Annotated in this window: 17 protein-coding genes; 8 read left to right on the forward strand and 9 right to left on the reverse strand. The window is 43.6% G+C overall.

Annotation, left to right across the window (positions count from 1 at the left end):
• Window positions 1-95: 95 nt before the first annotated feature.
• From G5B30_RS01380 to G5B30_RS01390, 3 genes are read right to left on the reverse strand one after another with little or no spacing between them, the layout of a single operon-like run.
• Complete coding sequence (locus G5B30_RS01380) at window positions 96-3,500, reverse strand: DUF1080 domain-containing protein (RefSeq protein ID WP_165318157.1); 3,405 nt, start codon at window positions 3,498-3,500, stop codon at window positions 96-98.
• 12 nt (window positions 3,501-3,512) lie between these two features.
• Entirely contained in the window at window positions 3,513-4,781 is a 1,269-nt protein-coding gene (locus G5B30_RS01385) for a Gfo/Idh/MocA family oxidoreductase (RefSeq protein ID WP_165318158.1), read from the reverse strand.
• Window positions 4,782-4,793: 12 nt separating this feature from the next.
• Entirely contained in the window at window positions 4,794-6,041 is a 1,248-nt protein-coding gene (locus tag G5B30_RS01390) for an ROK family transcriptional regulator (RefSeq protein ID WP_165318159.1), read from the reverse strand.
• Between the two features lie 315 nt (window positions 6,042-6,356).
• On the opposite strand from G5B30_RS01390, the gene G5B30_RS01395 reads away from it, so the two are divergent.
• From G5B30_RS01395 to G5B30_RS01405, 3 genes are all read left to right on the forward strand, one after another.
• Window positions 6,357-6,947: a 50S ribosomal protein L25/general stress protein Ctc gene (locus tag G5B30_RS01395; protein WP_165318160.1), complete on the forward strand. Its 591-nt coding sequence runs from the start codon at window positions 6,357-6,359 to the stop codon at window positions 6,945-6,947.
• A gap of 85 nt (window positions 6,948-7,032) precedes the next feature.
• Entirely contained in the window at window positions 7,033-7,596 is a 564-nt protein-coding gene (gene pth, locus G5B30_RS01400) for an aminoacyl-tRNA hydrolase (protein WP_165318161.1), read from the forward strand.
• A gap of 324 nt (window positions 7,597-7,920) precedes the next feature.
• Window positions 7,921-9,207 (forward strand): citrate synthase, encoded by a 1,287-nt coding sequence (locus G5B30_RS01405; protein ID WP_165318162.1) that lies wholly within the window; start codon window positions 7,921-7,923, stop codon window positions 9,205-9,207.
• 37 nt (window positions 9,208-9,244) lie between these two features.
• On the opposite strand, the gene G5B30_RS01410 is transcribed toward G5B30_RS01405, so the two are convergent.
• Complete coding sequence (locus G5B30_RS01410) at window positions 9,245-9,649, reverse strand: RNA-binding S4 domain-containing protein (RefSeq protein ID WP_165318163.1); 405 nt, start codon at window positions 9,647-9,649, stop codon at window positions 9,245-9,247.
• A gap of 74 nt (window positions 9,650-9,723) precedes the next feature.
• Between G5B30_RS01410 and G5B30_RS01415 the strand changes: the two genes are divergently transcribed.
• From G5B30_RS01415 to folP, 3 genes are read left to right on the forward strand one after another with little or no spacing between them, the layout of a single operon-like run.
• Entirely contained in the window at window positions 9,724-10,545 is an 822-nt protein-coding gene (locus G5B30_RS01415) for a 2,3,4,5-tetrahydropyridine-2,6-dicarboxylate N-succinyltransferase (RefSeq protein WP_165318164.1), read from the forward strand.
• Window positions 10,546-10,549: 4 nt separating this feature from the next.
• Window positions 10,550-11,128, forward strand: coding sequence for an L-threonylcarbamoyladenylate synthase (locus G5B30_RS01420; RefSeq protein WP_165318165.1), 579 nt, complete (start codon window positions 10,550-10,552; stop codon window positions 11,126-11,128).
• A gap of 7 nt (window positions 11,129-11,135) precedes the next feature.
• Window positions 11,136-11,975 (forward strand): dihydropteroate synthase, encoded by an 840-nt coding sequence (gene folP, locus G5B30_RS01425; protein ID WP_165318166.1) that lies wholly within the window; start codon window positions 11,136-11,138, stop codon window positions 11,973-11,975.
• A 5-nt stretch (window positions 11,976-11,980) separates the two neighbouring features.
• On the opposite strand, the gene metG is transcribed toward folP, so the two are convergent.
• A complete protein-coding gene (metG, locus tag G5B30_RS01430; protein WP_165318167.1) occupies window positions 11,981-14,050 on the reverse strand; it encodes a methionine--tRNA ligase in 2,070 nt (689 codons plus the stop codon).
• Between the two features lie 113 nt (window positions 14,051-14,163).
• On the opposite strand from metG, the gene G5B30_RS01435 reads away from it, so the two are divergent.
• Together G5B30_RS01435 and pckA are read left to right on the forward strand one after the other, a co-directional pair.
• Window positions 14,164-15,066 carry an LD-carboxypeptidase gene (locus tag G5B30_RS01435; RefSeq protein ID WP_165318168.1) on the forward strand — a complete coding sequence of 301 codons (903 nt, stop codon included), beginning with the start codon at window positions 14,164-14,166 and terminating at the stop codon, window positions 15,064-15,066.
• Window positions 15,067-15,311: 245 nt separating this feature from the next.
• Window positions 15,312-16,925, forward strand: coding sequence for a phosphoenolpyruvate carboxykinase (ATP) (gene pckA, locus G5B30_RS01440; RefSeq protein WP_165318169.1), 1,614 nt, complete (start codon window positions 15,312-15,314; stop codon window positions 16,923-16,925).
• A gap of 60 nt (window positions 16,926-16,985) precedes the next feature.
• Here the strand turns inward: pckA and G5B30_RS01445 are convergent, their stop codons facing one another.
• The 4 genes from G5B30_RS01445 to G5B30_RS01460 are packed head-to-tail and all read right to left on the reverse strand — an operon-like array spanning window position 16,986 to window position 19,145.
• The gene (locus tag G5B30_RS01445) at window positions 16,986-17,441 is read right to left on the reverse strand and encodes an ABC transporter ATPase (RefSeq protein WP_165318170.1); all 456 of its coding nucleotides are present in this window, start codon (window positions 17,439-17,441) and stop codon (window positions 16,986-16,988) included.
• A 58-nt stretch (window positions 17,442-17,499) separates the two neighbouring features.
• Entirely contained in the window at window positions 17,500-18,039 is a 540-nt protein-coding gene (locus G5B30_RS01450; RefSeq protein ID WP_165318171.1) for a DUF420 domain-containing protein, read from the reverse strand.
• A complete protein-coding gene (locus tag G5B30_RS01455; RefSeq protein ID WP_165318172.1) occupies window positions 18,040-18,762 on the reverse strand; it encodes an SCO family protein in 723 nt (240 codons plus the stop codon).
• A 2-nt stretch (window positions 18,763-18,764) separates the two neighbouring features.
• Complete coding sequence (locus G5B30_RS01460; protein WP_165318173.1) at window positions 18,765-19,145, reverse strand: cytochrome C oxidase subunit IV family protein; 381 nt, start codon at window positions 19,143-19,145, stop codon at window positions 18,765-18,767.
• Window positions 19,146-19,222 lie beyond the last annotated feature (77 nt).

Raw genomic sequence — 19,222 nt, forward strand, 5'->3', positions numbered from 1 at the left:
CCTACAAAGTTACGTAATAAAGTTGGTAAAAATAGGGGAAAACAACAAAGGGTTGCCTGCATGGCAACCCTTTAAAATCAAAAAGAATGACGAAGTTACAGTTTTTTAATCCGGATATTTCGGTAAAAGACCTCCGATCCATGACCTAAGAAACCGATATGCCCTGAGGTCCTGTCCAGACCCGGGTGCTTCTTTTTATCTGCTGGGCCATTTTTCGTAGCCTCTTGAATATCACCATCCACAATCACCTGACCATTCAAAGTAACCTTGATCTTACTGCCTTGGATACGGATTTCCTCCTCATTCCACTCGCCTACAGGCTTCAACGCCCCCCTTTTCGCAGGAATGATCCCGTATACCGAGCCGTGGTATTGATACGGTTTCAGTTTCTTATACACCTCTGCATCGTTGTCCAATACCTGTATTTCATAGCCCAAATAGGCCGCATCCCCCTCTAACGGAGCCCGTATACCGATGCCATTATTGGCACCGGGGGTCAATTTAAATTCAAAGCGGTAGACAAAATCACCATACTCTTCTTTAGTATACATGTTTTTGCCAAATTTCGCATTCGGGTTAGCACGAATGGCACCTTCCTCATCAATTGCATAAGCAGGTGAAGAAGTCCACTTATTCAGGTTGGTTCCGTCAAACAACATCTCAAACCCTTCTTTTTTTTCCTGTTCGCTCAACGAAAAAACCTGTTTTCTGGGTAATTCTTTGACAAAAACATTCCGGTACCATACTTTTGAACCATGTGCCTGAAGTTCGATCTGTTCAAACGGGAAAATAGGCTGTTTTCGGTCCCAGAAGTTTTCCATCGTCACATTATCGACTACCAATTCTCCATTTAACCAAACCCATACTTTATCATCGATCATCCGGATCTTAAACGTATTCCAATCGCCTAACGGGTTGTCTGCGACTTTTAATGGCTTAGACTCATGCACCTTATTATTGTATAGACCGCCTGAGCCCACCTGTGCTCCGACATTCGTCCGGGAAATATCCCAGATCTGCACCTGTGGCGTTCCTCTCAGATACACCCCCGCATCGGGTTCCTTACCATTCTTGTCCAGTCTCCAGTCCACCAACATTTCGAAATCACCATATTGCTTCACTGTGGCAATGTTTTTTCCCTGCCCGCCAAATACCAGTTCGCCATCCACTACCGACCAGCTATCCCGCATTTCCTTGTCTGCAACCGCCTGCTTCTCAGCTAATTCTTTTGGTGACATTTTTGCGCGTTTGACTGGGTTTTCAACCAATCCTTTCCACCCTGTTAGGTCTTTACCGTTAAAAATCGACACATATCCGTCACCACTCGGCATTTCTGCCAAATGACGTGTAATAGCTTCACTGAGATAAGAACTTTCGCTTCCGCCAAGATTGCTTTGCGCTTTCAATAACCAAGCACGGACATCCGGCCCGACAAAAGACACATTATCCATGGCGATGTTCATCACCACATCCGTTGCCACACTCTTCAGCTTTTCATCATCCAGCAATGTACTCGCAAAAGCCAAAGCCTGATATGTTCCTGTCGTCTTTAAACTCCGCAATGCAGATTTTCGCTGTGCATCTGTTTTGGCCAGGTCAAAAGCTTCACGTAGTAACAATGCTTTCTGCTCATCCGCTAAGGTACTTGCATCAACCTGTTTAATAAAACCACCAAAAATCGTGTTGAAATTTTTCGCATCTGTCTCCGTCCGCAACAAGTCGGTGAGCGCTTCCAATGATGATGTGTTCGACCATGAAGCTAATGCCTGAATAGCGTCATAACGTGAAACATTACTGCTACCCAGATAGTTTTCGACAGTTTTTAACGAAACGCTTCCTCCTTCACCCGCAAAAATGGGAAAATATTTTGCTGCTGAAGGCGCAGCGGATTTAGAAATATTTGCCGCAAGGCGTTTCACCTTTGCATCCCGATCTTTGGCATACAACAATGCTCCGACAGCAGCCTGTTGTGCATATTTTATCTGGTTACCTTCTGCTTTCCCGAGGACGTCAATAGCTTTTTCAAAATCATTATCATTTACCATAGTTGGCAATGCTTTGTAAGCTGCTGATTTTACCTTGGCATCTGCAGTCTTTTCCAGTAATTCAAATACTACTTTAGATGATTGTTCGTTCGATCGTTGGCTCAAAACATCGAGCAGCGCCAACTGCGTATTTGTATCCGCCGTTGCTAAAGCCTGATTGATCTGATTGACCACATCTGTACCTTTGGAACTCAACAAAATCCCTTTGATAGCCTCCTGTTCTTCACCGTTAGCCGTGGGCAGCTGTGCCAATAGGAAAGCTGTATTGTTGCCGTTGGATAACGCCGACAACGCTTTCACCGCAGCAATGCGTGCTGTAGCGTTTTGTAGAGAGGAATAGTTCTTTTCCACGACCGAAACAGTGGCAACAGCATTATGATCTGCCAAGAACTGTAGGATATCCTCCTGTACCTCTGGACTTGCCTTTTTTAGAGAAGCCGCTAACTTCTTAGCATCCGATACCGAAGCCTGATCTTTGAGCAGATCCAATGCAACATTGCGCAAGACGGCATCCGACCCTACAGCAAGTTTTAACAATTCCTTTTTTTGTTTCTTACTCGGATCCAATTTAGCTAAAAGTTTCAGTGCACCTACTTTGGCTCCCACGGTCTGGGGGTCCGAAGCCTCGTCGTAAAAGCCAGTCGCTAATTTGATGGCCTCCTTTTCATGCCCTGTGGTGGCCAAGTGCTCTGCATAATTCAAGGCCAATGCCGCAGTGCTCGAGTTATCCAACTTATAGTTTACGGACTTCGCCTTATTTACAAAATAATCGTAGGACTTCAGCGTACCTACCTTGCTTAAGGTCGTCAAAGCAACCCGTCCAAAATTGTCGGAATTATAGCGTTGTAGCAACTCCAGTATTCTGTCCTCCGCTCCTGAAGCACCCACCTCACCGATGGCGCCCACGATAACTGTAGCAACTTGCTCACTTGCCGCTTGCTGCAAACCTTGATTCAGTGCTTTTGCAGCACTGTCCGAATGTATACCACTTAAAACACGTGCAGCCTTTTCAGCCAGATATTCATCCGAAAGGTACGCCGACACCGCTGGCACGGCTTCATCCTTTGCACAGAACTTCAACAGTTCCAGCACATAGCCCTTATTGTTTGGGTCTTTCAATCCGTCAAGTGCCTGCAGCAGACCTTTCACATAAGTTGCCCGCAGCTGCTCTTTTCCCGATTGCATTACATACAGGGCGTACGAATTGCTTGCGTATTCGATCGGTGCATTGTTGCCACCCTGTGGCTTTAGACCCGATAGCAGCGCCGCAATGTCATCCGCCGTAAAATCTTCAAGCTGTTTCATAGCCTCCAAAAATTTGGAGGTCTCCGCCGCAGGCTGTTGCGCCAATACGTCTGCTATTTTAGTAGAAGTAGTCCTATTCGCAGGCAGCTGAGCGTATCCCACTGTCTGCAGTAAAAATAAGATGGATAATGTATTAAAAATCTTTTTCATGGGATAGATAGATTAGATAGTCCAGGGACCTCTCATGGGTTGATAAATTAATCTATTGGCTGCTTCGTCGTTCACAAATTCCTGTTTCGCCGAATCGAAATGCAGTGTCCGGTTTAGCCGTAGGGCGGCCAGGCCGAGGTTGACCAACGTACAGGAATAGTACCCGTTCTGTTCGTTCAACGCAAACTTCTGCCGTGTGCGGACAGCTTCCACAAAATCCGTCATCTGCGGCGCAGGATCCGGGTACTGTGCAAGTTTTCTTTCCAAGTCCGGTATATCGGAGACAAAGCCGCGGTACAGCTTTCCCTTAGGTCCTTCTATATAGGCCTTCCCGACTTCCGTAGCCGCACCGTCCAGAATAATCTGGCATCCATCGGCATAGGTATAGGTAATCTTACGCCAGGTCCCCACCGCATCGGAATGCTGTTGAGGTGCATCGATCTCCACCTTGACCGGACTTTCGTTATCCTTGCCCAGAAAATATTGTACCGGATCCAGGTAATGCTGCCCCATGTCGCCCAATCCACCACCGTCATAATCCCAATAACCACGGAAGGTCGTATGTACACGATGTGCGTTATACGGTTTATGCGGTGCCGGCCCCAGCCACATCTCATAATCCAGTTCCTTAGGAACCTGTTGCACCGGTAAGTTTTCCTTACCGACCCAATAGAATTTCCAGTCAAAACCGGTGTGTTTACTGATTGTTACTTTCAATGGCCACCCTAACATGCCGGTATCGACCACTTTCTTAATCTTTTTGACAGGAACCCCCATACCGTAGAAGTTGGCATCAAACCGGAACCAGGTGTTCAGCCGGAAAATATTACCATGCTGTGCCACCGCTTCTTTCACTTTTTTCCCTTCGCCTATAGTTCGTGTCATTGGCTTTTCGCACCAGATATCCTTACCCGAACGAGCCGCCTCGATCGCCATAGCCCCATGCCAGTGCGGCGGGGTAGCGATATGTACGATATCAACCTCGGGATTTTGGATAAGTTCGCGGAAGTCGTGGTGTTCCTTGACACCTCCGCCTAAAGCTTTTTGCGCAATAGCTAGATGCCGGGTATCGACATCACATATCGCCACGGTCTTTGTTCCCGCATATTTAAAGTGTCCACGTCCCATAGAACCGACACCGATTACCCCTTTGGTCAAATGATCACTCGGTGCCAGATAACCTTTTCCAAGGACGTGCCTTGGAACAATCGCAAACGACGCTGCTGCAAGCATAGACTTCTTTAAAAAGTCGCGTCTGGAAGATGAATTAGGTTTAAACATGTATAAAAAATTTTAGTTCAATAAATCTAAATTCTGTTCAAAATATTTTTCAAAAGTATAACGTGCTAAGCCCTTCGCATACCCATTGCCGTCTAATGGTGAAAGCTCAACTACGCTATTTTTACGTATAGCATTCATGGTGTACGTATTTAGGCTCTGCTGAATAGGTATGGTGATCAACGTTCCGGCTTTTGCAAATTTGCCACTCAATACCACCGATTCGGGGTTTAGAATCTGCATCAGCATCGAGATCGCCTTCCCCAGATTTTTTCCTAAAGCGGAAATTAAATCAATGGCATATTGATCGCCTTTATTAGCAACTTCTATAATATGTTGGGGCTGCAAGTCTTCTATGTCTACTAAACCCTTTAATAATGTCGGTACACCCGCCTGAATATCGGCTTTGGCTTGATTGACTAAATAAATACCAGAAGCTATGGTTTCCAGGCACCCACGTTTGCCGCAGTAACATAGCTCTCCATCTTCAACGAAAACCATATGCCCCATCTCTCCTGAAAAACCATCATTTCCCATATATACGGTCCCATTGCTGATAATTCCCAAGCCAATCCCCCAATCCATCAGGATAACCAATACATTTTTTTTATGTTGGGCTGCACCATAAATAAGCTCACTCAGGGCTGCAACTTTAACATCGTTGATAACGACCACATATTTGTTATACCTGTCACTCAGGTATGTACTGATATTGAAATCAGACCCAGTGCCTGTATAAAAAGTTTCATTGGTGGACGTATTTGAGTTGACCAATCCCGGCATATTGACTCCTATGGCCGAAATTTCGGCTATATCTACTTTTATCTCCTGGAGATAGGTATTGATAACTGACGTCAAATCCGTAATCCGTGAGGAATCCGCAACAATTTCAAATGGATACGATTTAGCCCGGTATATGACATTATTATTGTTATCCAAAACGACCAAGCGTACGGAAAACCGTTCGATTTCGATACAGAGTACCTGAAAGATACCGTCATTAAGCTGATATAATACAGGTCTTCTTCCTCCGATGGACTCCCCTTTTTCCCGTGCAACAACCAAACCTTTTTCCAACAGATCAAGAATTAGCGCGTTAACCGTTGGAAAACTAAGTCCCATCTCCTGCGACAGATCACCGACAGCTGCTAACCCCTTTTTGAAAATGGTGCGCAAAAGCTTAACCTTATTCAGGACAGCTTTCTTGCTTTTCGGCAATTCTGATTTTTCTATCTGTTCCAGTAACTCTTCCAGCTTCCGCATAATTCAAGTTTGAGCTAAAATTAAAAACATCTCCGACTAAAAACAAGAATAATTTAATAAAAAGAGAAAGTTTACTTATTTTTTTAATAAAGAACAGGCGATTATAGTATATTTTGACTAAATGTATTTGATTTGTTACGATGACTAAGCAGTCGCTTGCCGCCTCGGCACAATGGATTACTATTCCTGCTATTGCCGTAACTGTATAACCATGCAACTATATAACCATGTAACTGTGTAACCCTATAACCAAACTATTGGATAATAAATATTTTTCTTTACCTTTGCATCTCAAAATTTATATATAATACAATCATGAAATCAATTGCTATTAGCGGTTCTGTAAGACAGAACGTAGGGAAAAGAGATGCAAAAGAATTGCGTTATGAAGGAAAAGTTCCTGCTGTCCTTTATGGAGGTAAAGAGCAGACGCACCTTGCTGTATCCGCAGCTGATTTGAAACCTGTCCTTTACACCGGCGATGTCGTATTCGTAGACTTAGACATCGATGGCAAAAAAGCAAGAGCAGTCGTTCAAGAAGCTCAATTCCATCCTTTAACCGACCAAGTCAGACACGTAGATTTTCTAGAGCTGTTTGACGACAAGGAAGTTGCCATTAACATCCCTGTTAAATTAACAGGTACCTCTCCAGGTGTCAAAATGGGTGGTAAATTAGTTCAGAAACTTCGTAAACTTCGCGTAAAAGCTTTACCAGCCAACCTTCCCCAGGAAGTCGAAGTTCCTATGGAATCACTTGAAGTGGGTAAATCTTTCCGCGTCAATCAAGTGAAGGTGGAAAACGCTACGATATTAAACAATGCAGACGATACGATCGTATCTGTTATCATGTCTCGTGCTTTACGTCAAGCCGAACAGGAAGCTGCAAAAGTTGCTGCGAAGAAATAAATCAGTTACTTTAAAAAATAAGAGAGAGGCGCCTGTTTTGGCGCCTTTTCTTTTATTTTGACAGATTACTTTTTACTTTTACGGCATGAATTTTTTAATTGTTGGCCTTGGAAATATAGGTAAAGAATATGCAGACACACGCCATAATATTGGCTTTATGGTCGCAGATGAGCTTGCAAATCAGGCTGGCACATCTTGGTCTATTCTCAAACATGCCTATTATACCGAGTTTAAGCACCGTGGACATCAGATATATGTTATTAAACCGACTACGTATATGAATCTCAGCGGAAAGGCGGTAAACTACTGGATGCAACAATTAAAGGTACCTATAGAAAACGTATTGGTCATCGTCGATGATCTCGCTATCCCTTTCGGATCCCTACGTGTCAAACCCAAAGGTTCTGCTGCCGGACATAATGGTTTGAAATCCATTGAAGCATCTTGTGGCGGGCAGAACTATCCACGACTTCGTTTTGGAATTGGAGACAATTATCCTAAAGGCCGACAAGTAGATTACGTACTTGGACCTTTTGATACCGACGAAGCCCGGGAACTTCCCGCCTTAATTGCACATGCCGTGAAAATGGTGCACAGCTTTGTACACATCGGCATCGAGCTGACGATGACGAATCTGAACACCAAGTAGAACATTAATACTGCTGAATATACCCAGACACCATCCCCTGAAGTGTGTAAACGTGTTTTAACTATTTTCAATCTATCTTCAAACATAATGGTAGTATTCTGATATGTGTGTAGGTACCTTTATTTTTGCTCGGCACCTTTTAGAAACGACCATTTTGAACAAACAGACGTCTCGTTTGAATAAACACACAAAAATCACACTTCCTTACGAAAACGTATCCGTAGTAAAAGTTGCAAAAATGTCTCCGTTATGTAAATATATTTAGCGGTAATTCGTATATTGAGACACATTTTTATATTTGTGTAAAGTATACTATAGAAAATTATGTCTGAAAAAGCGTTTATTAAATTAGACAATACGGAACTCGAACTGCCTATATTAACGGGAACAGAAAATGAAAAGGCCATTGATATCGCAAAATTAAGGGATCAAAGTGGTTATATTACATTAGATGCCGGTTTCAAAAACACGGGAGCAACGAAAAGTGCTATCACATTTTTAGATGGTGAAAAAGGTATTCTAAAATACCGGGGCTATAATATCGAGGAGTTGGCCGAGAAGTCTACTTTCTTAGAAGTCGCTTATCTATTAATATACGGAAATCTTCCTTCGAAAGAGGTATTAGATGAATTCAGAGCTGATATCAAATCCAAAATGATGGTTCATGAAGACATGAAAATGTTCTTCGCTGGATTTCCATCGAAATCCCACCCTATGGGACAGCTTTCATGTCTTGTCGGTGCGTTATCGGCGTTCTATCCCGAATCATTAAATCCCAATCAGACCGAAGAAGAGGAGTATAAAACTATCATCAACCTCATTGGTAAAATGCCTACTATTGTATCTTGGATACAAAAAAAATCACTTGGTCACCCTGTGGTATACCCGAAAAAAGATTCGGGCTATATCGACAATTTCATGAATATGATTTTTGGGGAAGTCAATTGTGATAAGGTATTTGATGAGGCTGTATTGGATGCGATGCGTATCTTATTGATTTTGCATGCAGACCACGAGCAAAATTGCTCGACATCAACTGTTCGTATCGTCGGTTCGTCGAATGCTAATCTATATGCCTCTGTCTCTGCAGGCATCAATGCGCTATGGGGACCGCTTCACGGCGGCGCCAACCAGGCGGTAATTGAGATGTTGGAGGATATAAAAAATGACGGTGGAGATGCCGCAAAATATATAGCGAAGGCAAAGGATAAAAACGATCCCTTCCGCTTGATGGGATTTGGACATCGTGTCTATAAGAACTTTGACCCTCGTGCTAAGATCATTAAAAAAGCCTGTGATGATGTCTTAGAGAAATTAGGTGTCAACGACCCGGTATTGGATATTGCCAAACAGCTGGAAGAAGCGGCATTGAGCGATCAATACTTCATTGATAGAAAACTCTATCCAAATGTAGACTTTTATTCCGGCATCATCTACCGTGCGCTGGGCTTCAAATCAGACATGTTTACAGTTCTATTTGCCTTAGGCCGTCTTCCGGGATGGATTGCACAATGGAAGGAAATGCGTGATAATAAAGAGCCTATCGGGCGTCCGCGTCAGCTTTATATCGGCGAGACAGAACGCCAATATGTTCCGCTCGATCAAAGATAAAAGATATAAAAAATGGAAACCGTCGGGTTTCCATTTTTTATTTACCCTCTTCCCACCAATCATTTTTTAAGTCATCGATTTCACGACGATCTCGTTTCGTAGGTCGGCCTGTTCCTCGGTCACGCTTCAATATGGGCGCATGGAAAACAGACTTGAAACCATAGGTTTCTTCCACAGGTGTATGATCTTCATAAAATTGTACTGCTGTCTTTGCATCCATCCGGCGTTCCAATAACCCGGTGACCAAAATTTCCTTTCGCTCGATCCCTTTTTGGATCGTGTAACGCTCCCCTATTTTAACGACATATGAAGGCTTTACATTTTGACCATTCAATTTTACCTTGCCCGCTTTACACGCTTCCGTCGCCAAACTCCGCGTTTTAAAAATACGGATTGCCCAGAGGTATTTGTCTATCCGAAGTTTTTCCGTCTCATTTGCCATAAACAAAAATAAGGATTTGTGCGGAGATTTATCTAAGTTTGTAGGTCATAACAAATAAGAAGAAATAAAACAAAATGGATTTACAAAAAGCTAAGAAACTCGTTGAAGAAGCTTGGGAAGACAGGCAACTTTTGGAATATAAAGAGTATTTCGAAACTATCCAGGGAGTTATCATGAGATTGGATACTGGTGAACTTCGAGTGGCAGAACCTATGGGCGAACGCTGGCATGTGAACGACTGGATTAAGAAAGCCGTTATTCTGTATTTCCCCATTCGTGAGATGAAAGAGATTGAAAATAAGCCTTTCGTCTATCACGATAAAATGAAATTAAAAACCAACTATAAAGCACAGGGTGTCCGTGTGGTTCCTGGTGCCTCAGCCCGTTATGGAGCCTATTTAGCGAAGGGCGTTATTATGATGCCTTCCTATGTCAATATTGGTGCTTACGTTGACGAAGGCACGATGGTAGACACCTGGGCTACTGTTGGTTCCTGCGCACAAATCGGTAAAAACGTACATCTATCGGGTGGCGTCGGTATCGGTGGTGTATTGGAACCTGTACAAGCAGCTCCTGTCATTATTGAAGATAATGTCTTTGTGGGTTCCCGAGCTATTGTCGTCGAAGGTATCCGTGTCGAGACGGAAGCCGTATTGGGTGCCAACGTCGTGTTGACAGCCTCCACAAAAATCATTGATGTTTCAGGCCCTGAACCTGTAGAATATAAAGGTTATGTACCTGCTCGCTCTGTTGTCATCCCGGGATCTTACACAAAGAAATTTCCCGCAGGTGAATATCAGGTACCGTGTGCACTTATCATCGGTAAGCGCAAAGAATCTACGGATAAAAAGACATCACTAAATGATGCACTACGCGAACATAACGTAGCGGTGTAAGCATATGACAAACACTATCGACAAAGCAGATCTAAATCAGGCATTAGAGACCCTTAAACAAGGCGGCCTCATTTTATATCCGACCGATACCATTTGGGGTATTGGCTGCGATGCCACCAATGCAGAAGCGGTAGAAAAAATATTTGCATTAAAAGGGCGCGATCAGCATAAAAGTATGATCGTGCTCTTACACAATGATAATCAACTGGCCAGTTATGTGCAGGAAATACCCGAAATTGCGTATGAACTGATTGAGGTAACCGACCGGCCTTTAACAATCATTTACTCCAAGGCAAAAAACCTCCCCCAGAATGTCATCGCTGCAGATGGAAGTATAGCTATCCGCATTGTTGACCACCCCTTCTGCCAGCAGCTTTTGCAACGCTTCCGCAAGCCGATCATCTCCACTTCGGCAAATATCAGTGGCACACCTTCAGCTCGGTACTTTGATGAGATAAGTTCGGAAATTAAAGAAGGCGTGGACTATAGTGTGCAATACGGTCAGGAAGACAAAGGAGATGGAAGACCATCTGTTATTATGAAGCTGGATCCCAGTGGTAAGTTTGAGTTTATCCGTAAATAATCCGGCCATGTTTAGTACTTATCCTACACAGACTATCCGGGTCAAAGGTAAATTACTCACCTTTGAACGGCCTGTAATCATGGGGATTTTGAATGTTACACCGGATTCATTTTATGATGGCGGACAACACAATACCGTCGATCAAGCCTTTTTACATGCACAACAATTAGTGGATGAAGGGGCTGACATCATCGACATCGGTGCTTACTCTTCCCGACCAGGTGCAACAAACATCACGGCTCAAGAAGAAATCGACCGTTCTGTTCCGGTAATCGAACAGCTCAGCAATGAATTTCCCAACGTCATCCTATCAATCGATACATTCCGGGCTGATGTAGCAAAAGCATGTATACATGCAGGTGCCCATATCATCAATGATATCTCGGGTGGCAATCTTGATGAAAATATGTTTGCTACAGTTGCTGAGTTGCAGGTTCCCTATATTTTGATGCACATGCGAGGTACCCCCGAAACCATGCAACAGCACACGGATTATACCGATGTCGTCACCGACGTAGCCACCGAGCTGGGCGAGCGCATTGCCAAGCTACGTGCGCTGGGTGTCAAAGATGTCATCCTGGATCCTGGCTTTGGATTTGCCAAAACCGTGGAGCAAAATTACGAATTGCTGCTACGGACGGACGAATTGCATTATTTCGGACTACCCCTGCTGGGCGGGATCTCCCGCAAGTCCATGATCTACAAAAAACTGGGAATTACCCCCGAGGAAGCGTTGAATGGAACCGTAGCACTCAACACCCTCCTACTCGAAAGAGGCGTTCAGATACTGCGGGTCCACGATGTGAAAGAAGCGAAGCAGCTGGTCGATATGTTTTTTGATAAATAGCCAGACTACCTCACCACACTACCCGGTCGTATCGCAGAAGTCGGATTCACAAAATCAAGACGTCCATCCGCATCCTCAGCCATCAGTATCATACCTTGTGACTGTATACCTTTAATCTCACGAGGTTCAAGGTTGACTAAGATCGATACCTGTTTGCCTACGATCTCTTCTGGAGAGAAGTATTCGGCGATACCAGATACGACGGTTCGTTGATCGATACCGGTATCTATTTTCAGTTTCAACAGCTTTTTTGTCTTCGCCACTTTCTCTGCTTCCAGAATGGTTCCGATACGGATATCCAATTTCATAAAGTCGTCAAACGTAATATTTGCCTTCGCAGGTGTCGCTTCAACCTCTACCACAGCGTTATCGGCTTTTGCAGCGGTTAACTTTTGCAATTGAAAATCGACTTGCTCATCGGTAATTTTTTCAAACAACAGCTGAACCTCACCCAATTGATGGCCTTCGGCCAACAGATCATGACGTCCTGCATTCGCCCAATTTTGTTGAGGCAAATCCAACATCTCAAATAACGTCGTGGCCGTCTTTGGCAAAAACGGCTGCGCCAGGATAGCCAAGTTCCCAACAATTTGAGTAGCCACATTCAACACCGTCTTTACACGTTCCTCATCTTGCTTAATCACTTTCCATGGCTCCTCGTCAGCAAGGTATTTATTACCTAAGCGCGCCGCATTCATAAAATGATTCAAAGCCTCACGGAACCTGTAGTTAGCAAGAGATTGCTCTATAAGTACCGGATATTTAGCCAGATCCGCGAATACCCGGTTATCGGTATCCGACAAGGCCGTGCCTGATAGCACTTTACCGTTAAAATACTTATGTGAGAGCACCATCACTCGATTCACAAAATTTCCGAGTATAGCCACAAGTTCATTATTGACACGTGCCTGAAAGTCTTTCCAAGTAAATTCACTATCCGAAGTTTCGGGCAAGATCGATGTGAGTACATAACGTAATTCGTCCTGTTTGCCGGGAAACTCTTCCAGATATTCATGCAGCCAAACCGCATGGTTACGTGATGTCGACAGTTTATCACCTTCCAAATTCAAAAATTCGTTGGCAGGGACATTATCCGGTAGGATATATTCACCGTGTGCATGCAAGATAGCCGGAAAAATAATACAATGGAATACGATATTATCTTTGCCGATGAAATGTACCAAGGTCGAATCCTCTTCGGGATCTGCTTGTTTCTTCCAATAGTCTTCCCAGTTTTTGCCGTGATCCAAAGCCCATTGCTTCGTCGCTGAAATATAGCCTATTGGCGCATCCAACCATACATAGAGTTTTTTTCCTTTGGCCTCTTCCAAAGGAACATCAACCCCCCAGTCCAAATCCCGCGTCATGGAACGTGGCTGCAGGCCCGACTTCAGCCAGGATTGGCACTGCCCAAACACATTCGATTTCAAAACGTCCTTTTTCCCTTCGATGAGCCATTTCTCCAACCAAGGCTGATATTTATCCAAAGGTAAGTACCAGTGTTTGGTTTCTTTCAACACCGGTGTCTTTCCGCTTAATGTCGATTTCGGGCTAATTAAATCCGTAGGGTTCAATGAAGTACCACATTTTTCACATTGATCCCCATACGCCCCTTCATTTTGACAATGCGGGCATGTCCCGACAATATAACGATCCGCTAAAAACTGATGAAATTCTTCATCGTAATATTGTTCAGAAAACTTTTCAATAAACTCTCCCTTTTCATACAGGTTCAGAAAAAATTCCTGAGACAGATGATGATGAATCTGCTCAGAAGTCCGGTGATAGATATCAAACGATATACCGAATTCTTCAAAAGATTCTTTGATCTGCTTATTGTAGGTATCGATAATTTCACGTGGCGTCACACCTTCTTTCTTCGCTTTAATGGTGATAGCAGCACCATGCTCGTCCGAACCACAAACATACACGACATCTTTATCATTCAAGCGCAGAAAGCGCACATAAATATCGCCCGGAATATATGCCCCCGCAAGGTGGCCTATATGCAAGGGCCCATTCGCATAAGGAAGAGCAGAAGTAATGGTATAACGTTTTTTGGAGAAATTATTCAAGATATTGTATTTTTAATGGGGTGTACTGAAAAATTAATCGTAAAATTGTTTGCAAAGATAATTCAATTTGCGCTGAATAAATAAAGCTAAGAAAAAAAAGACAAGGAAGAACGATGAAGATCCCTCCATTTCTCCGGGCCGGCGATAAAATTGCATTGGTATGTCCCGCAGGTTATATCAAGGCCGATCTGGAAAAAGCTTTTGATCTATTGAGAAGTTGGGATCTCGATCTTGTCGTCGGTGATTCCTTTTATGCGCAGCACCATCAGTTTGCCGGCGATGATACTTTGCGGGCCAATGATTTTCAGGCCGCCTTGGACAATCCGGAAATCAAAGCTGTTATTATGGGACGTGGCGGATATGGATTCGTGCGGATTGTAGACCGTCTTCATTTTACCAACTTTAAGAAAAACCCAAAGTGGCTGGTCGGCTTCAGCGATATCACGGTATTGCATAGCCACATCCAACGTCAAACCGGCATTCCCACGATCCATGGTCCGATGGTCAACTCGCTGTTGGGGGCGACTACCGATTCACGGCAATCCTTACAAAATGCACTTTTTGGTAGAGAAACGGATCTGCAATATCAGGCACCGGATCTTCCGCACCGATCCGGAAAAACAGAGGGTATCCTGACTGGAGGTAATCTAGCTATATTGCATAGTATTCTTAATTCTTCATCGGACGTAGACTATAAGGGAAAGATACTCTTTATCGAAGACATAGGTGAAGCCTATTATAATGTAGATCGGATGCTCTGGACATTAAAGCGGGCCAACAAATTGAGTAAGCTGGCCGGACTGATTGTGGGTAGTTTTACCAACCTCCGGGACAACACACCACCATTTGGGCAAACTGTTGAAGAGATTATTCTGGACAAGGTCGATACAGCAGATTTCCCCGTGGCTTTCGGTTGCCCGGTGGGTCACATTACAGACAATCGGGCGCTGATCATGGGACGAAAAATCCAGCTATCCGTACAAAAGTCAAACATATCCATTCATTATATGGATTAAAAATTATACGCAATCGTTTTCGTTTATGACTTTTTGAACACAAATGCCACCCAAAAGTGGCGTTTTTTTGTTTTTTATTTCTTCAAAAAATTACAATATCCTCTATTGCCAAAAACAACATAATTCAAAATAATTTCGACTTTGCTATATTTCATTCGCTATAAATGACAGTTTCGTAAAAATTAAACTCGTCCCCTACCCCTTTGATATTGTTCCTACCTTAGCCTCATTAAATTATGATAATCATGACACAACATGAAATTGAGGCAACAAGTTCCAAATTAAACCTCACGGAACTAGGCATCAAAACCGCGACTATCCACTGGAACCTGGATAACGCAACATTGACCAGGCAAACCCTGCAACTAGGCCAAGGTAGCTTAAACGATCAGGGCGCACTGTGTGTAAGCACGGGAAAATTTACCGGGCGATCTCCAAAAGACAAGTTTATTGTCAAAGACTCATGGACTTCCGATACGATCGACTGGGGCGACATCAACATCCCCACAAGTGAAGATGTGTATGATAGGCTGTATGACAAAATGGTTGCTTTTCTTTCAGAAAGGGAGCTGTGGGCACGGAACTGTTATGCCGGAGCTCATTCCGAATACCGGATAAACGTCACCGTCGTGAATACCACGCCTTGGGCAAGTCTTTTTTGTAACAACCTCTTCATCCGACCTACCGCCGAAGAGCATGAATCATTCGAAAAAGGATGGCTAATTCTTCAGGCACCGGAATTCGAAGCCGATCCCGAAATCGATGGCACCCGGCAACGTAATTTCACTATCGTCAATTTCAGTAAGAAAGTCATTCTCATCGGTGGAAGTGCCTACACAGGGGAAATGAAAAAAGGTATTTTCAGCGTATTGAATTTCTTATTACCGTATGAACACCAGATACTGCCTATGCATTGTTCTGCAAATGAGGGCGAAGACAAAGACGTTGCCCTATTTTTTGGTCTGAGCGGAACAGGTAAGACGACTTTATCGGCCGATGCAAACCGTTATCTCATCGGTGACGACGAGCATGGCTGGGCCAAAGGAGCAGTGTTTAATTTTGAAGGAGGATGCTATGCTAAATGTATTGATCTAAGTGCCGAAAAAGAACCTGAAATCTACGCAGCGATACAACCCGGGACTTTACTGGAAAATGTTTCCTTTTTCCCGGGTACTGACCGAGTAGATTTTTCGGATTCGAGCATTACAGAGAATACACGGGCGGCTTATCCTATACATTATATACCCCATGCTAAATCCATATCCGTGGGAGGTAATCCCAAAAATATTTTCTTCTTGACCTGTGACGCTTTTGGTATTCTCCCACCTATTTCAAAGCTGACGAAAGAACAGGCGATGTATCACTTCCTTTCCGGTTATACGGCAAAAGTAGCAGGCACAGAAGTCGGTATCACCGAACCACAGACTACATTCTCTGCATGCTTCGGGCGCGTATTCTTACCGCTTCATCCGACTGCTTACGCGGAGCTGTTGGGTAAAAAGTTGGAAGAGAACCCCGACGTAAATGTCTGGCTTGTGAATACCGGCTGGACCGGAGGACGTTATGGCGTAGGTCGGCGTATGAGTCTTCGCTATACCCGGGCCATGATCCATGCCGCTATGCGGGGAGATCTGGATGACGTGGATTACGAAGCCCATACGGTCTTCGGTGTATGGAAACCGCAATCCTGTCCATGGGTTCCCGATGAGGTACTCAATCCACGAAACACTTGGGAAGATAAAGAGGCTTACGATAGACAGGCGCTTATGTTGGCTAACCTGTTCGTGGAAAATTTCAAGCAGTATGCGGATAAAGCAAGTCCGGCTATTTTGTCGGCAGCACCGCGAACGAGTTTGTGACAGCAAAAACTATGGCGTCGTATTGCCGTCGACGCCATAGTTTCTATATTGATGTGTTATTCAAAACACCTTACTATGCCAGCTCTCTTTAAACGGCACTTCCCATTTGGTCTGTAGATCTTCACCTTGTTGGATCAGGTTATTGAAGACAATAGTGTTTTCTGTGACATCACCCTGTCTGATCAAATGCTCAAAGTCCACTCGGTCAACCAACCGGACGGTACCTGTAGCATCTTTGAAGGCGACCTTCATGCGGTCAAAGAAATTGACACTAAACTTCTGTTCCAATGCTTTGATAAAACGAACCGAGGAATCAATCGAACAGCCTGTTACATCGGCCTGCGTTTCATCCACCTCAAGAATCAAAAAGAGATTATAGTTGATGTATCCTTTTCCCGCCAAGGCGCTGCCATGTGCCGCCCAATCTGCCACGAAGGTAGATAACTCGGCAGCTATCTCTTCGACTTCCTTATCGGACAAAAATCGATCCGCTTGATATATCCAGATTTTATTCATGCTTCAAATTAAAAAGTCAAAATTAAAAAATCAAGAACCCCACATATCGCAATATGCCCTAATGCGTGTAGTATGGCGAAATCATCAGATACACAACCACTCCCGTAACAGCGACGTAGAGCCACATCGGATACGTGATGCGCGCCAGTTTTTTATGGCGTTCGTATGCTCCGGCGATCCCCCGAATAAAGGTAAAAAGAACAAATGGAATGATAATAATAGAGAGTAGAATATGTGTAATTAAGATAAAGAAATAAAAGTATCGGATAATTCCTTCTCCACCAAATGTTGTCGAATCGGAAGTCATGTGGTAAGCTACGTACATCAGCAAAAACAAGGAAGAAAAAACCATGCACAGCTTTATTAAGCGCTCGTGTAGCTTCCGGTTCCCCCGTTTTACCGCGGTTACCGCTATCACCAGACATACCGCCGTTAGACCGTTTATCGTCGCATAGATGGGGGGCAAAAAGGACAAAGGCGCGACATCATAACCCATCCGGCGCAAGTTGACGCCAAAAAGTGCAGCCACTGCCAATGGGACGACAATGGATAAGGTCCATACCAGACTTTTGTATTTCTTTTCCTCTGCTGTCATCATCTATTTCTTCTCTATCGTTAACGGATTATTCCTAATCTCTTCGACCAACTGTACTTTGATTTCATCCTGCAACCGATCCACTTCTGTTTTCAGATTAATATCATAAAACCCACGAATACGATGCTTAGAATCAATAAGAACATAGTTCGGACTGATAATAAAACGCGTCGAATCTACAGGATCGGGCATCGCATCTATTAATAACTGTTCACGACAAAAGGGTAATAGATCTACAGTAGAATTCCCAACGAACGTCCAATTTCCCGTATTCGCTGCATCAAATTGCTTTGCGAAGCTACCCAATTCCCGGGAGGAATCCTTCGGATCGACCGATATCGAATAGAATTTGACGGTATGATTATTTTTAAACCGCTCGACGACCTTTTGTAGATTTTGTGCGAGCGCAACAGACAATCCGTCGTCTTGCGCATAAAAGAGGTGAACAACGCTAATAATCGAATCAGTACCCATGAACAAAACCGAATCTCCTCGATTGTCGATGAACGGCATAGCGGAGACCTTGTGAAAAATAGTATCCGGTATTTCCCGGCCCATCCGTTTATTCATCTTACCCGAAAGTACCTTCTCACCATACACAGGGAGGACGACATAAGCATTTGTCCCCATACGATTAAGCGCTACATATAAAAATCCTGGTACCAGTAAAATGATGACCAGGATTATTACAGTAGAAATATTTTTCTTACGAGAACTGACGTTCATTATTACGGATGCGGATAAAGCGGGTGCTCTTGGAAATGATACAACAAATAGTCACCTTCTATCAGCAATAAGGCAATAAAATAAACGATCAGGATAAAGCCGACAGCACAGGTAATGATAAAACCCGATTTCTCAAATTTCAAGTGCATGAAGAATGCAACAATATAATAGGCCTTTATTAAGGTCAGTGTAATATAAATGACATTAAGGAACATGCCTTTCTCCAAAATACCCCAATGATGTACAAAACCTAAGGCCAGTAAAAATTCTAAGGCCGTCAATGCCAAAAGGACAAAGAATACGGACCAGATACGTTTTTTATCCATACCCTCTCCATGTCCGTGTTCGGTATGGGAAGCTGCTATATGATCGTGTTGTGCCATTTTTAAAAGTAAAAATTTAAAAGTAAAAATTCAAAACCCAGTTTAATTATCAAGCATCAGCAAGTCCTTATTCCTTG

Source organism: Sphingobacterium sp. SGG-5, assembly GCF_011043525.1.
In the GTDB taxonomy this organism is placed as follows: domain Bacteria; phylum Bacteroidota; class Bacteroidia; order Sphingobacteriales; family Sphingobacteriaceae; genus Sphingobacterium.